This is a genomic window from Streptomyces sp. NPDC093510 (assembly GCF_040683555.1).
Taxonomy (GTDB): Bacteria; Actinomycetota; Actinomycetes; order Streptomycetales; family Streptomycetaceae; genus Streptomyces.
In genome coordinates this window covers 99225-113425 of the sequence record NZ_JBFBEE010000003.1, presented here as the reverse complement: position 1 = coordinate 113425, position 14201 = coordinate 99225, and the positions used below count along the sequence as shown (strand labels likewise).

General features: G+C 71.3%; 12 protein-coding genes. 8 read left to right on the top strand and 4 right to left on the bottom strand.

Features of this window, described 5'->3' with window-relative positions; all coding sequences use genetic code 11:
• Nucleotides 1–56: 56 nt before the first annotated feature.
• Nucleotides 57–272, bottom strand: coding sequence for a hypothetical protein (locus tag AB0N81_RS05275; protein ID WP_365355863.1), 216 nt, complete (start codon nucleotides 270–272; stop codon nucleotides 57–59).
• Nucleotides 273–608: 336 nt separating this feature from the next.
• Between AB0N81_RS05275 and AB0N81_RS05270 the strand changes: the two genes are divergently transcribed.
• The gene (locus AB0N81_RS05270) at nucleotides 609–1442 is read left to right on the top strand and encodes a helix-turn-helix transcriptional regulator (protein ID WP_365355861.1); all 834 of its coding nucleotides are present in this window, start codon (nucleotides 609–611) and stop codon (nucleotides 1440–1442) included.
• The gene (locus AB0N81_RS05265) at nucleotides 1424–1714 is read left to right on the top strand and encodes a DUF397 domain-containing protein (protein ID WP_365355860.1); all 291 of its coding nucleotides are present in this window, start codon (nucleotides 1424–1426) and stop codon (nucleotides 1712–1714) included. Before AB0N81_RS05270 ends, AB0N81_RS05265 begins: the two co-directional genes overlap by 19 nt.
• Before the next feature lie 114 nt (nucleotides 1715–1828).
• Here the strand turns inward: AB0N81_RS05265 and AB0N81_RS05260 are convergent, their stop codons facing one another.
• Entirely contained in the window at nucleotides 1829–2626 is a 798-nt protein-coding gene (locus tag AB0N81_RS05260; RefSeq protein ID WP_365355858.1) for an isocitrate lyase/phosphoenolpyruvate mutase family protein, read from the bottom strand.
• A 769-nt stretch (nucleotides 2627–3395) separates the two neighbouring features.
• On the opposite strand from AB0N81_RS05260, the gene AB0N81_RS05255 reads away from it, so the two are divergent.
• The 6 genes from AB0N81_RS05255 (at nucleotide 3396) to AB0N81_RS05230 (ending at nucleotide 11191) form a co-directional block, all read left to right on the top strand.
• On the top strand, nucleotides 3396–7598 hold the full coding sequence (locus tag AB0N81_RS05255) for a ricin-type beta-trefoil lectin domain protein (RefSeq protein WP_365356364.1): 4203 nt from the start codon (nucleotides 3396–3398) through the stop codon (nucleotides 7596–7598).
• A gap of 19 nt (nucleotides 7599–7617) precedes the next feature.
• Nucleotides 7618–7905: a hypothetical protein gene (locus AB0N81_RS05250; protein ID WP_365355856.1), complete on the top strand. Its 288-nt coding sequence runs from the start codon at nucleotides 7618–7620 to the stop codon at nucleotides 7903–7905.
• 44 nt (nucleotides 7906–7949) lie between these two features.
• Complete coding sequence (locus tag AB0N81_RS05245; protein WP_365355854.1) at nucleotides 7950–8252, top strand: hypothetical protein; 303 nt, start codon at nucleotides 7950–7952, stop codon at nucleotides 8250–8252.
• A gap of 89 nt (nucleotides 8253–8341) precedes the next feature.
• The gene (locus AB0N81_RS05240; RefSeq protein WP_365355853.1) at nucleotides 8342–9019 is read left to right on the top strand and encodes an AIM24 family protein; all 678 of its coding nucleotides are present in this window, start codon (nucleotides 8342–8344) and stop codon (nucleotides 9017–9019) included.
• 49 nt (nucleotides 9020–9068) lie between these two features.
• The gene (locus AB0N81_RS05235) at nucleotides 9069–9584 is read left to right on the top strand and encodes a PH domain-containing protein (RefSeq protein ID WP_365355851.1); all 516 of its coding nucleotides are present in this window, start codon (nucleotides 9069–9071) and stop codon (nucleotides 9582–9584) included.
• Complete coding sequence (locus AB0N81_RS05230; protein ID WP_365355849.1) at nucleotides 9581–11191, top strand: PH domain-containing protein; 1611 nt, start codon at nucleotides 9581–9583, stop codon at nucleotides 11189–11191. The genes AB0N81_RS05235 and AB0N81_RS05230 overlap by 4 nt, the downstream gene beginning before the upstream one ends.
• Here the strand turns inward: AB0N81_RS05230 and AB0N81_RS05225 are convergent.
• Nucleotides 11167–12459, bottom strand: a complete 1293-nt coding sequence (locus tag AB0N81_RS05225; protein WP_365355847.1) for an aminotransferase class I/II-fold pyridoxal phosphate-dependent enzyme — start codon at nucleotides 12457–12459, stop codon at nucleotides 11167–11169. The two genes, AB0N81_RS05230 and AB0N81_RS05225, sit on opposite strands and share 25 nt — an antisense overlap.
• Before the next feature lie 116 nt (nucleotides 12460–12575).
• Nucleotides 12576–14162 (bottom strand): MFS transporter, encoded by a 1587-nt coding sequence (locus tag AB0N81_RS05220; RefSeq protein WP_365355845.1) that lies wholly within the window; start codon nucleotides 14160–14162, stop codon nucleotides 12576–12578.
• Nucleotides 14163–14201 lie beyond the last annotated feature (39 nt).

Here is a 14201-nt window from a genome sequence, read left to right as displayed (position 1 = left end):
CCGTACCACGTCACGAGTGCGTCTACGTCTGCAACATCACCTGGTACGGCTGAACGTCAAGGCACCTCGCCCCGGCTCCGGGCGTTCGCGTACGCGGTCGCCGCGCGCAGCCGTTCCGCCGTCGTCGCCGCACGGATCGCCTCCGGAGCGCAGTCCCACTCCCTGCCCCCTCCGTAGGGGCGCAGCTGGACGTACGGCCCCTCGTGGCCCATCACCCGCCCCACGCGACCACTGCGCGTGTCCACGACGTACGCCCCGACGGGAAGATTCACGGCGCACTCCTCAGCACCGCCGCGAGGCGCGCCGCCACGTCTGCCGAACACCCTCCCAATTCGATCCGCGGACACGGGGCTTCCCGCGCGATGGACGCGGGGTCGATCCTCAATGACGGCAAGGTAATTCCCACTCGTGCGAGTACGGCGCGCAATTCCTGCACGGTTTCCTCCGCCTGTTCGATACATGCCACCGCGTGCTGCTTTCCGTCCACCTTCACGTGGCTCCCCTTTGCCTTCGGATTTCACTCTTCTCACCCCCACAGTGACGCACCCCGCCTACACTCGGCAGCAGCCTGTCTCCTACAACTGCGGGGCAGTGGAAGGCGGTTGGCCATGGCCAATGGTTCACGGCAGGCGGCGTGGGAGTTCTTCGGCGCGGAGCTGAAGAGACGCCGCGAGGACGCGGGGCTCAGCCAGTCGGCGCTAGGGGTCCGCGTATTCGTGTCCGGGGGCTACATCGGCCAGTTCGAGCAGGCCATTCGAAAACCTCAGCTGGATGTGGCGCAGCGTATTGATGAGGTGCTGCAAACCGGTGGCTTTTTCGAACGATTGTGGCGCAAGCTCATCAAGGACCAGCCGTTTACGGAGTACTTCGCGCACGCGGCGGAACTTGAGCGGCTGGCGACAGAGATCTGCGAGTTCGCGCCGTCGGTGATGCCGGGCCTCCTGCAGACCCCTGAGTACGCGCGAGCGGTCTTCCTGGGCAACAACCCTTTCGCCACCGACGAGTACATCGAGGAACTGGTCAGGGGCCGCATGGACCGCGCGCTGCTCCTCAAGGACGCCGCACGGCCCGCGTATTGGGCGATCCTGCACGAGACCGTGCCGCTCGTCCCCGTCGGAGGGCCCACCGTGATGGCCCAACAGCTCGATCACATCGCGGCGATGGTGCGTGAGCGCATGGTGATGGTGCAGGTGCTGCCCTTCGCGGCCGGGGCGTACCCGGACATGGGCAAGATGATGAAGCTCATGGAGTTCGAGGACGCCCCGCCAACGGTCTATACAGAAGCGGTGCTTTCGGGGAACCTCCTGGACGACCCGGTAGTGGTGAAGCGGACGCAAGCGACTTACGCTCTGCTCAGGGCCGTCGCGTTGTCGCCGGAGGCGTCCCTGGACCTGATCGAGTCGGTGTCGGAGGACTACAGACGATGCGTGAGTACGACTTGAGCAACGCTCGCTGGCACAAGAGCAGTTACAGCGGCGGCAACGGCGGAGAGGACTGCGTCGAGATCGCGTACGACTTCGTGGGCGCCGCCCACTGGCGCAAGAGCAGCTACAGCAGCGGCGACGAAAGCGACAACTGCGTGGAGGTCGCCGACGGAGTCACCGGTGTCGTCCCCGTACGGGACAGCAAGGTCCCCCAGGGCCCCGCCCTGGTGATCCGCGCCGGTGCCTGGTCCGCGTTCGTGGCGATGGTCGTCGCCCCTACTGACGACTGATCGCCCGCGTGGGCCCTGGAGGTGGCCCCAGGCCCTGACGGACTCCGGAGAGGAAACGCCTCCCCCACCCGCCGTTCCGCGTCAGCCAGTTCGCTGGTCTCCACCGGCGCGACATCAGGCGAAGGCGAAGGCCCCGGAAAGCGCCTGCGTCTCCGCGTACGAGGGGACGTCGCCGCTCACCGACAGGTTCCGCGCCGCCGCCACCGCCGCCCCCAGCGCCGCGCGGAACAGCAGCGAGCCGCAGCTGACCCGGCGTACGCCCGCCTCGGCGAGTTCCGGCAGGGAGGGGCCCTCAGGGGCGTGGAGGGTGTTGAGCGGGGTGTCTTCGAGGCCCGAGGTCAGCTCGGAGATGACGCTCAGGTCGCGCAGGCCGGGCACGAACACCCCGTCCGCGCCGGCCCGGCGGTAGGCGCCAAGTCGCCGCCCGGTCTCCGGGGCCTTCCCCGCACCCGGCAACCAGTACGTGTCCGTGCGGGCGTTGACGAAGAGCCGGCCGCCCACGGCCTCCCGTACGGCGTGGAGGATGTCGCACTGGTGGGAGAGGTCCCGCAGCGTGCCGTCCGGGCGGCCGTCCTCGATGTTGACGCCGACGATCCCGGCGTCCGCCAACTCGGTCGCCAGCGCGGCCACTTCCGCGGGGTGGTCGCTGAAGCCGCCCTCGATGTCGACGCTGATCAGCGCGTCGAGGCGGGCCAGGCCGTGGGCCAGCCGGACGGTCTCCGCCCGGGTGGCGCCTGTCCCGTCGGGCAGCCCCGCCGCGGCCGCCACGCCCAGGCTGGTCGTCCCGACCGCACGGAACCCGGCGGCGGCGAGAGCGGCGGCCGACGCGTGGTCCCAGGCGTTGGGCAGCAGCAGCGGCGCACCGGCGCGGTGCAGGTCGCGGAACTCCTCGTACCGAAGAAGTGTCGTCATGCCACGACCATATGGGCGTGACCTTTCGGTGGGGACCGAAGCGTGCCGGCGATGGGCCACCGCCTCCAGGGGCAGACCCTCGGCCAGGAACGGCATCGCGGCACGCATGCGCAGCCGTTGGCGCCACTGGCGAGCCGTCGGTGCCTCGCTCAGCTTCGGCACGTGCAATTCGCACCAGTGGACATCGGCCAACGGGCCTCGTCCGGAACCGATCTTGGATTTCAGTCGTTCTGGAGCGGAGGCCGCTTTCCTCCTTCACAGGAAACGCACAGGTAACTCCCTTTCAACACAAGCGAGTTACGTACCCCTGCGCCCGTAACCCCCGTTAGGCACTTTCGAGCCGTACGAAAGCGGACCCTTGCCCCCCGTATGGCCCGTCCCTACGGTGATCGCCGTGCTGACGGACCTCCACTGTTCCGTCACGAAACTTTCACTCAGCGGCCGGGGGCCAGTACCGCTGCGGGAGGGAACCAGCGACAACCGACGCCGGGACCACCTCACGGGTGGCTCCCGGCCGCGTTCCTCATGACGGGGGGACGCACTCGTGCGCTCCAGGTCGCCAGGTCTCCTGCTACCAAGACCGGGAAGGTCCGGGTTCGTCGCCCGGACGATCCTGCTCCTCACCACCGTGGCCGTGCTGCTCACGCTCGCCGTCCACCCGGATCTGCTGAACCGGCTCGCCGGAGCGGGCGCGGCCGCCACCGGCGACAGGCCGTACGACTGGAGCCAGGACACCGCAGCCGAGCAACTGCGGCAGGACCAGTGTCTGATGACCGATGTGCTGCGCCTCGGCGGGCCCGCCATGGCGGGCGTCGCGCAGGGCGGCCTCGATCAGGACCCCGACCGGCTGCACGCGCTGGCCGACCGGGAACACTGGGAGGACACTCCGCTCGCGACCGCGTACGCCACCGACCGGGAGGACTACGCCAAGCAGGGCGATGCCCTGGACGCCGCCCGCGGGACGTGGGAGAAGCCCCTGGAAGGCCTCACCACACCGGCGGGGTTCACCGAGACCGGCTTCCACTGGCCGCCGGGAACCTCCGGGAACGACGGAGAGTCCTTCGACTCCCAGACCGGTCTGACGAAGTGGATCAGTGACCGGTTCTGGAAGGACGACGACGACTTCTACGAGGACGCCACCCCGTCGGCCGACAAGACGACCGCCAAGGCGGTCAAGGATCTCGGCACCCCGCTCTACAAGCAGGACCCGGACCCCGGCCTGCCGCCGGACGAGCGTGCGCGTGCTTTTGCCGAACAGGAGGCGTTCAGGCACCTGACCAGCGGGGTGCTGCAGCCGATGGGCGCGGACGACGCCCGCCTCTTCCTGGCCTCCGGAGGCTTTCCCCGGCTGGCACCGGAGCCGGGCACAGCGGAGTTCCGCATCGCGGTCGAGGACATGAAGAGCCGGTTCGCCACGTGCGCGTGGCGCGACGCGATCGACCCGAACCAGGTCCTCGGCGGGGTCTCGGACACCGCGACGAAGGAGTGGCAGCAGGAGATCGCCTCCCAGGCGGTCCAGCGCAACCAGATCCTGAACGCGAACAAGGACGCCACGAACGCGCTGACCGACGGCTCCAAGACGCTCAGCAAGCTCATCGGCTACTCGTGGACGGCTGACCGCCTGGCCCGCTGGCAGGACTACTGGTCCCCCGGAGGAGCGGGAACGATCGGCGACAAGCCGGCGGTCATCGAGGTGCACGCCGCGCGGGGCAAGTGCCTCGACGTGCAGGGTTCCGGGAAAACCAACGGCACCCCGGTGCAGATCTACACCTGCAACGGCAGCGCGGCGCAGAAGTGGCTCGTCTACGGCGACGATGCCGGACTGCACCTGCAGAACGCCAACTCCAGCAAGTGCCTCGACGTCGAGAACAACAATGCGGCCAACGGCACGCTCATCCAGATCTGGACGTGCAACAGCAGCCCGGCGCAGACGTGGGAGTACAACCTGAGCGCCACCACGGCGCTGAAGAACGTCGGGACGGGCAAATGCCTGGACCTGCACAAGTACGACAACGGCTACAACTCGCAGTTGTACGCGTGCAACGGCTCAGGGCCGCAGCAGTTCGACATCAAGCCGTCCGGTCACACGGGAGACGTGCCGCCGAAGGCCCAGTTCACCCAGGCCACCGCGGGCATGGCGAAGGCGCGCAGCCAGGCCAAGCTGCAACTCGAGGTCCTCAAGGCGCAGGCCGCCAAGGCGAAGAAGGCCGCGGCCGGTTCCGACACCGCCGAACAGGCCGCCTACCGGGTCGCGGACGCAGCCGGCGCCCCGCGCGGCCGCGGTCTCCTCGTCGGTCAGCAGAAGGCCCAGGTCACCCACGGAGCGGTCGCCGCGCTCGACGCCATGGTCAAGGCCGGCGAGACCGCCGAAGCCGCCACCCGTGCCTCGGGCGGCGACAGCCAGACCATCGCACAGCGCGCGCTGGCCCAGACGGCGCAGACGAAGACGGAGTTCCGCAGGGAAGCCGCACATATCGCGGAGCTCCAGGCCAAGGCCGCCCGGGACGCGGCGAAGGTCCACCGGGACAACGCCAAGGAGGACAAGGAGACCGCCGAGGCCAAGCTCGCCGAGACCGAGAAGGCCGAAGGGGAGGCGAAGGCCGCCGCGGCCGACGCGCACGCCAAGCGGCTCGCCGCCGAGGCCGAGGAGAAGACGGCCAAGGCGGAGAAGGAGACCGCCGCGGCCAAACAGGCCGAGGCCAAGGAGCACAAGACCAAGGCGCAGGGCCACGCGGCCACGGCGAAGAAGGCCAAGGAGGACGCCGAAGGCGCCGAGGCCACCGCCGAGTCGAAGAGGGACGACGCCAAGAAGTCCAGCGACAAGGCGCGCGACCTGCGCGACGACGCGTGGGACGCCGAGCAGAAGGCCGACAGCGCCCGCGCCAAGGCGGATGCCAAACAGGCCCACGCCCAGTCAATGGACGCGGGAGACGCGGCCGACGACGCCCGCGCGGCGGCCGACAAGGCGGACAAGCACGCCACCGAGGCGGAGACCGCGGCGAAGAAGGCCCGCTCCGAGGCCGATGCCGCCACCCGTGCGGCGGCCGAGGCGGACGCCGCGGCCACCCGCTCCGAGGCCGCGGCCAAGAGGGCCCGCGCGCACGCGGACGACGCGCAAGCGGCGAAGCTCAAGGCCGACGCGGCCGTCAGGAAGGCCACCAGCTCCGCCGCCGACGCCATCCAGGCGGCCAAGGACGCCGCCTACGAGGCCGACCAGGCCGTGAAGGAGGCCGACAAGGCCGAGCAGCTCGCCAAGACCGCCAAATCCCACGCGGACGAGGCGAGCAAAGAGTCCGCCAAGGCCCTCGCCGCATCGGTGAAGGCCGCCGGGTACGCGCACGTCACCGCCGGGGCCGCCGTCGACGCCGGAAACGCCGCCGTGCAGGTGGCGCAGCCGGCCAACGACGCGATCCAGATCGGCTCGCCCTACAGGGACACCGACAGCGCCGCTTCCCTGGTGGTGCTGACGGGGCAGGGCTCGAAGACGATCGCCGAACAGCAGCAGGCCGTCGCCGACGCCCACGCCAAGAACGCCGATGAGGAGGCCCAGGCCGCCAAGGTCATCGCCGACAAGGCGCAGGACGACACGAAGGCGGCCTACCAGCACGCCGCCAACGCCGCCGGCTACGCGGCCACCGCGCGCGGCTACGCCAAGGAAGCCCTCGGCTACTCGGCAGCCGCCGCCAAGGCAGCCACGAAGGCCGCGCAGTCCCTGGCCCGCACGGTCGAGTACGGCAGGCAGGCCACCGCGGACGCCGAGGCGGCCGACAAGGCGGCGGGCCGGGCCGAAGGCTATGCCAAGGACGCCCGCGACTCCGCCGACGAAGCCGCCCTCGACGCACAAGCGGCCAGGGACGCGGCGGACGCCGCCGAACAGGACGCGAAGGACGCACGGGCCGCGGCCGATCGTGCCGACGAGGCGGCGACCGAGGCCGAGCAGCACGCCAAGGACGCGAAGAAGTACGCCGACGACGCGCAGGACGCCGCGGACCGGGCCGAGCGGGCGGAAGCCAACAAGCAGGTGTCCGTCGGAGCGGGCACGGGAATCGGCGGCACCTTCTACGTCGTCGACGGCGTCAGACTCACCGGTGACCCGAAGCCGAAGAACGACTGCGTCCTCGATATCGGCCTCTCCGGCTGCACGGTGACGTTCACCCTCACCTTCGACGCCGACGTCGACTTCTACCTCTGCGCCAACCCCGATGTCGCCGCGTCCGAGTCCAGCTGTCCGAAGCGCGACACGGTCTATCTCGCCTCGCAGACCTTCAAGGGCCTGAAGAAGGACGTCACCCGCTACTTCACCAAGCTGGAGATCGCCCAGGACATCGTCAAGGTGATCGCCAGGCTCGCCTGGGACATCCTCGTCCAGGACTTCGTCGACTGCTACCACGGCAGTGTCAGCGGATGCGCCTGGGCAGCCTCCAACTTCATCCCCGGCAAGAAGATCGAAGACGCCGTCCGGGCCATCGGCTCACTCGACCAGGCACTCAAGGCGGGCGGCAAGACGTCCGGCGCCTGGAAGGCCGTCAAGGCGTCCGGCCTCTCGTCCGACGTGATCGCCGGCATCGGGAAGCGGGCCAGGGAGGCGCTGAAGGCCTGCGGTGGCCGCGGTGTCCGCGGTGCGGCCGTGTCGCGCAGTGCGGGCGACGAGTGCCTGGTACCCCCCATGCTGGACAACTACGGAGAGGACTACGTACGGGGCAAGCATGTCGAGGGAGGAGCGAACGTCACGTGGAAGAAGGGCGTTTTCGACGCGGATGTCGACCTCGACGAGCTCGTTGAGATGTCCTACAGGTCCAAGCCCGTCGGTCCGAACCACGAGGGACACTACGAGCGTTACGTCGATGCAGGCACCTTGATCGGCCGGACCTCCGAGATGACCGGCAAGAAGCCGACGTCATGGCTTCTGGTCTCGCAGGACGAGTACGGAGCTGTCCGCACGATGTACCCGATCGAGAAGCCGGCCGTTTAGCGAGGAGTGGGTATCGCGGATGGAAATCCATGTGCAGAACCGGTCGCACGAGCGGGTCTCCGAGAAACTGGGGGACGACATCGACGAAAGCTTCCTCTCGGCCTGCCACGCGGCACCGGACGGCAGCGTCATGAGCGGCGTCTTCTCCGTCGGCGACACCATGTTCAACGAGCTGCAACTGCCGCAGCTCGCAGAGGAGCTGAACCAGCTCCCCGAGGAGCTCAGGACGGACACGACCCGGCGGGTGGCCGAGATGGCGCGGCGGGCGGCGACTCTGCGCGGCTACTTGTTCATCTCCGGGGACTGACCCCGAAAGACAGCCGGAAGAAAGTCTGGAGGAAGACGTACCGCATGCCCCTCGTCATCTACGTGGAAGACCAAGTGCACGGCCGGATGGCCAAGACCCACGAAGACCACAAGGAGACGTTCCTGGCCCTGTGCGAGTCGGCACCGGAGGGCAGCATCCTGCGTGCCGTGAACCGCCACGGCGACACCATGTTCAACGAGATTCAACTCAAGCGATTCGTCGCGGAGTTGAAAGAGCTCCCGGAGCGGGAGAAGAACAGTACGGTGCGCAAGCTCATCGCGGCGGCCGAGTTCGCGATCGCCTCCTTCGGCTACCTGTATTTCGTCGGGGAGCCCGCACGGGCCTGAGCGCGTGAGTCACTGAGGGGTGGGCGTCCCGCTGCGAGCGGGGCGCCCATGCGCTTTCGCGCACACAAGGCATAGCCCAAGATGTGGGCATGAAGAGTGACCTGTTCTCCAGTGACCACATGGCCCAGCCGGCCCACGCCCCCGGCATGACGCTCCAGAACGCCAAATCCATCAAGTACGCGGTGAACGGCGAGATGTTCGCCCGGCAGGGCGCGATGATCGCCTACCGCGGTGACCTGCAGTTCGAGCGCAAGAGCCAGGGCGTCGGCGGCATGCTCAAGCGCGCCATGACCGGCGAGGGACTGCCGGTGATGGCCGTGCGCGGCCAGGGCGAGGCGTGGTTCGCGCACGAGGCGCAGAACTGCTTCGTCGTCGACATCGAGCCCGGCGACGTCCTCACGGTCAACGGCCGCAACGTCCTCTGCTTCGACGCGTCGCTCTCGTACGAGATCAAGACGGTGAAGGGCGCGGGCATGACCGGCGGGGGCCTGTTCAACAGCGTCTTCACCGGCGCGGGCCGTCTCGGCCTGATCTGCGAGGGCAATCCGCTGGTCATCCCCGTGTCGCCGCAGCAGCCCGTGTACGTCGACACGGACGCGGTGGTCGGCTGGACCGCCAACCTCAGCACGTCCCTGCACCGTTCGCAGTCCATCGGCTCGATGATCCGCGGCGGCTCGGGCGAGGCCGTGCAGCTGAAGCTGGAGGGCGAGGGGCACGTGATCGTGCGGCCGAGCGAGGCGACACCGCAGAAGCCGCAGCAGCACTGAGAGCCTGTGTCACCACCCCGACCGGTGCGGAACAAGTACCTTTCGGCTCATGGTTGTTGACCAAGGAGACGACAGGGCGGGTGTGCGGCTGCGGCCGCCGCGCCATTCCCTGGACCGCCGCGCCGTCGCCTGGTGGCGTACGCAACTGCTGCTGACCGTCGCCGCCCCCGTGGCGGTCCTCGGCCTGCTCGCCGCGCTCATCGCGCCGGCCCGCTTCTGGCTGCTGCTGCCCGCGGCGGTCATCGCGGTGCCGGGAGTGCTCGCCGGGGTGCTGCTGCCGCTGTGGTGGTACGAGGTCCACCGCTGGGAGGTCACCGACGACGCGGTGTACGTGCGGACGGGGTTCTTCTGGATGGAGGGCCGGATCGCGCCGATGTCGCGGCTGCAGACCGTCGACACGATGCGCGGGCCCGTCCAGCGCATCTTCGGGCTGACGACCGTGACGGTCACCACGGCGTCCGCCAAGGGCGCCCTGAAGGTCAAGGGGCTCGACCACGCGACCGCCGCCGAGCTGGCGGAGCGGCTGGCCCTTGTCACCCAGGCGACGCCCGGGGACGCGACGTGAGCGAACTCGCGGAGACCTCCCAGGAATCCGGCTGGCTGCCGCTCGACCGGCGTTCGCTGCTCGTCACCGCCCAGATGACGGGCGGCGTCGTGACCGCGATCGGGCTGCCGGTCACCCTCAGCTTCCAGGGCTGGGTGGACATGGGGCCCGTGGTGGCCTGGGCGGTGGGCCTCGGCCTGCTGGTCATCGCGAGCGGCGTCGGCCTCGACGCGCTCCGCCTGCGCCACAGCCGCTACCGCGTCGGGCCCGAACGGGCCGAGCTGCGCAGCGGCGTCCTCTTCGCCAAGCACCGCTCCCTGAACCGGGAGCGGATACGTTCCGTCGACCTCGTCGCCCACCCGCTGCTGCGCCTCCTCGGCCTGGTGGAGGTCCGCATCGGCACCGGCGAACAGAGCTCCGCCCAGGAGGCCACGCTCGAACTGCGGCCCGTGCGCAGGGCGGAGGGCGAGCGGCTGCGGCGCGAACTGCTGAGCCGCGCCGCCCCGGACGCCGCGCCGGACGCGGAGGGCACGATCGCCGCCCTCGACCTCCGCTGGGTCCGGTACGCCCCGCTGTCCTTCATCACGTCCGCGCTCGCCGCCGCGGCGGGCGGCGCGGTGATGCAGGTCAGCGAGTGGTTCGGGGCGCAGGAAGAGGTCATCGAGTGGGTGGGGGACGTGTTCCGCGGGATGTCCGTGACCGGCATGGTGCTCGCGCTGGTCGCGGTGGGGCTTGCGGCCGGGTCGGTGGGGGCGCTCGGGCTGTGGATCGGGATGTGGTGGAACTACCGCCTCGACCGGGAGCCCTCCGGGACGCTGCGGGTGCGGCGCGGCCTTTTCACGACCCGCTCGATCTCCCTGGAGGAGGCGCGGCTGCGCGGGGTCGACGTGGTGGAGCCGCTCGGGCTGCGGCTGTCGGGCGCGGCCCGCGTGGACGCGGTCGCCACGGGCCTGTCCCGCCGTGACGAGGAGGACCACGCGGGCCCGAACACCCTGCTGCCCGCCGCGCCGCGCCGGCTCGCCGACGACGTGGCGGCGCGCGTCCTGCGGGAGCCGGTGACGCCCACCGCCGCGCGGCTCACCGCGCACCCCCGGGCGGCACGGGCGCGGCGCGTCCGCTGGGCGGTGTCGGCGGCGACGGCCCCCGCGCTCGTCCTGCTGCTGCTCGGGGCTCTCCTGGAACTGCCGGTCCTGATGTATCTGGGGGCGGGCTTCGCGGTGGTCCTGGTGCCGGTCGCGGTGGCGCTCGCCCACGACGCGTACCGCAGCCTGGGGCACGCGCTGGACGGCGGCTACCTCGTCGTGCGGTCGGGGACGCTGCGGCGCTCCACGGTGGCGCTGCGGCGCGGCGGGGTGATCGGCTGGACCGTCAAGCAGTCCGCGCTCCAGCGCCGGGCGGGCCTGGTGACCCTGAGCGCGACGACGGCCGCGGGCGCGCAGGCGTACGCGGCGTACGACGTGGGCGAAGCGGAGGGCCTGGAGTTCGCGGAACGTGCGGTGCCGGGACTGCTGGGACCGTTCCTGGAACGGGGCCCGGGAACGGTTCCAGGGGCGCGGGGAACTGCGCGACCAGCCACAACGGACCCGCGCAGATACCGCCGACCTCAGCGAGCCACCCGCTGCTCGTAGCCGACGAGGCGGACGCAGGTGGTGAGGCCCTTGATCGCCTGTTCCAGCTCCGCGAGGTTCGGGTAGCTGGGCGCGACGCGGATGACGGCGTCGCGCGGGTCGTCCCCGTACGGGTGCGTCGCACCGGCCGGGGTCAGGACGATCCCCGCTTCGGCGGCGCGGCGCACGACCTCCTTGGCGCAGCCGTCCGGGACTTCGAGGGTCACGAAGTAGCCGCCCTTGGGTGACGTCCACGTCGCGAGACCCGTGGAGCCGAGCTCGGCGTCCAGGATCCGGGCGACCGTCTCGAACTTGGGCTGCAGCAGGGCACGCTGGCGTTCCATGTGGGCGCGTACGCCGTCCGCGTCCTTCAGGAACATCACGTGCCGCAGCTGGTTGACCTTGTCAGGGCCGATCGACCGCTTCTGGTTGTTGGCGAGCAGCCACTTCACGTTGGCGGGCGACGAGCCGAAGAAGGCGACGCCCGCGCCCGCCGCGGTGATCTTCGAGGTGGAGCCGAAGACGAAGGCCCGGTCCTCGTGCCCCGCCGCGGCGCAGGCGGCGAGCAGGTCCGCGATCTCGGCGGGCTCGTCGGTGAGGTGGTGGGCGGCGTACGCGTTGTCCCAGAAGATGCGGAAGTCGGGGGCGGCGGTGGGCATCGCGGCGAGGCGGGCCACGGTCTCGTCGCTGTAGACGACACCGTCGGGGTTGCTGTACTTGGGCACGCACCAGATGCCCTTGACCGCCGGGTTCTCCGCGGCGAGCCGCTCGACCTCGTCCATGTCGGGGCCTTCGGCGGTCATCGGCACGGGGATCATGTCGATGCCGAACCGCTCGCAGAGCGCGAAGTGCCGGTCGTAGCCGGGCACGGGGCAGAGGAACGCGATGCGCTCCTGGTCGACCCAGCGGGACTCCGCGCCGGGCAGCACGCCGAGGAGGGCGTGCACGATGCAGTCGTGCATCAGCTCCAGGCTGGAGTTGCCGAGCGCGAGCAGCTGCCCGGCGGGGACCTGGAGCAGCCCGGCGAAGATCTCCCGCAGCTCGGGCAGGCCCTGGAGCCCGCCGTAGTTGCGTACGTCGGTGCCGTCGGCGGCGGTGTGCCGTCCGCCGGGCAGGCTCAGCAGGTCCTCGGCGAGGTCGAGCTGCTCCGGCGCGGGCTTGCCCCGCGTCAGGTCGAGGGAGAGCCCGCGCCCGGCGAGATCGTCGTAGTCCCGCCGCGCCCGCTCGAGCAGCCCGGCGAGGGCCTGGGCGTCGGGGGCCGGGGCGTCGGGGCTCAGCTCGGTGGTCATGGTGTTGCCTCTCGCAGGTGCCGCTTCGGTGATCTTCGGTGCTCTTCATGGGTGAGCGTGCCGAGGATACAAACCGGCGCGGAGCGGCGACGCGGGCGACCGCACCGCGAGACCCGCTACTCCTTCTCCCGGGCGTGGAGGGTGACCAGCAGCGCGCAGGAGAGGGCCGCGAGGGCGGCGGCCCCGGTGAGGAGGGCCGGTGGGCGCACCACGCCGGACAGGAGCGTGACGGCGTACGGCGCGAGCATCCCGACGTACGCCGCCGTCCAGAAGTACGCGGTGAGGCGGGCCAGCCGGTGGGGCGGGGCCATGGCGGTGACCTCGGTGAGGGCGTACGTCAGCACGAAGCCGTAGCCCGCGCCGAGGATCGCGGCGGCGGCGAGGGCGAGGGCGCGGCCGCCGCCCCCGGCGCCGAGCGAGGCGGCGAACGCGGCCGCGCCGAAGCCGACGGTGACCGTGAGCAGCCCGGCGACGGCGGTCGCGAGCCGGTGCCGGGGCGCCACGCGGCGGGCGAGGGGCTGCACGAGCAGGCCCGAGCCGGGCACGACGGCGGTGGCGACACCCGCGTAGACGAGGCCCCCGTGCACGAGGCCGGGCAGCGTCACGAACCCCACGCTGGGGGCGGCGAAGACCCAGGGCGCCACGGGCAGCACCCGACGCCGAAAGACCCCACCCACACCGCGACCCGCACCCCGCCCACCCGCACCGCGACCCGCACCCGGCTCACCCGCACCGCGGCCCGAGCCCAGCTCACCCGCACCGTGGTCCGCACCCCGCTCACCCGCACCGCAGCCCGAGCCCCGCTCACCCGCACCGCAGCCCGAGCCCCGCTCACTCCCACCGCGACCCGCACCCCGCCCACCCGCACCGTGCCCCAAGCCCAGCTCACCCGCACCGCAGCCCGAGCCCCGCTCACCCGCACCGCAGCCCAAGCCCCGCCCACCCGCACCGTGACCCGAGCCCCGCCCACCCGCGCCCGGCACCATGGGCGCGGCGGAGTCGGCCCGGCCGCCGCCCCCGGCGGGAGGCGTCACCGTCTCGGGGGACTTCAGCGCCAGCAGGCCCGCCCCCACCGCAAGCAGCGCGTGCGGGATGTACGCCGTGATCATCGGCGCCGGTGCCCACCGGGCGATCAGCGCCGCCACGAGGCCGCCCGAGGCGAAGCCGGCCGAGACGAACAGGCCCGCCCGCCGCGACGCAGTCGAGGCCGTCCCGCTTCCGGCGGGGACATGCGGAGCCGACGACAGCTCCTTGATCCACGCGCTGCCCGCCGCGAGCAGCGCCCCCGCGCTGAATCCCGTCACGAACCGCCCCGGCCACAGCCACCCCGTGGCCCCTGCCCCCAGCATCAGCACCCCCGTCGAGACCAGGTTCAGCGCGAGTGCCGTCAGCGCGACCGGGCGGCGTCCGACGCGGTCGGCGAGGGGGCCGCCCACCAGGAGCCCGGGAACGAGCCCGATGACGTACAGCGCGAAGAGGCCGGTGACGGCGGACTCGGAGAGGCCGAGCTCGGAGCGGTAGGCGCCGAGGAGCGCGGAGAACTGGTTGGCGCTCCAGCCGGAGGCCATCATGATCCAGGCGGCCCGCACCCCGTGCCTGCGGGGCGGGACGGGCGCGGCCCCGGGGTCGGGTACAGAGCCGGGTACAGAGCCGGGAACAGGGTCGGGAGCGGGTCCCGCGGACGTGGGGGTGGTGATGCTCATGACGCCCAGTTCTAGGCGCGCCGCACCCCCGGCCGCCAC

Coding starts and splice junctions, on each gene's coding strand:
- AB0N81_RS05240 (WP_365355853.1), top strand. CDS start 8,342: ATGAAGAGTGACCTGTTCTCCAGTGACCACATGGCCCAGCCGGCCCAC.
- AB0N81_RS05220 (WP_365355845.1), bottom strand. CDS start 14,162: ATGAGCATCACCACCCCCACGTCCGCGGGACCCGCTCCCGACCCTGTT.
- AB0N81_RS05255 (WP_365356364.1), top strand. CDS start 3,396: ATGACCGATGTGCTGCGCCTCGGCGGGCCCGCCATGGCGGGCGTCGCG.
- AB0N81_RS05235 (WP_365355851.1), top strand. CDS start 9,069: ATGGTTGTTGACCAAGGAGACGACAGGGCGGGTGTGCGGCTGCGGCCG.
- AB0N81_RS05250 (WP_365355856.1), top strand. CDS start 7,618: ATGGAAATCCATGTGCAGAACCGGTCGCACGAGCGGGTCTCCGAGAAA.
- AB0N81_RS05260 (WP_365355858.1), bottom strand. CDS start 2,626: ATGACGACACTTCTTCGGTACGAGGAGTTCCGCGACCTGCACCGCGCC.
- AB0N81_RS05270 (WP_365355861.1), top strand. CDS start 609: ATGGCCAATGGTTCACGGCAGGCGGCGTGGGAGTTCTTCGGCGCGGAG.
- AB0N81_RS05225 (WP_365355847.1), bottom strand. CDS start 12,459: ATGACCACCGAGCTGAGCCCCGACGCCCCGGCCCCCGACGCCCAGGCC.
- AB0N81_RS05265 (WP_365355860.1), top strand. CDS start 1,424: ATGCGTGAGTACGACTTGAGCAACGCTCGCTGGCACAAGAGCAGTTAC.
- AB0N81_RS05245 (WP_365355854.1), top strand. CDS start 7,950: ATGCCCCTCGTCATCTACGTGGAAGACCAAGTGCACGGCCGGATGGCC.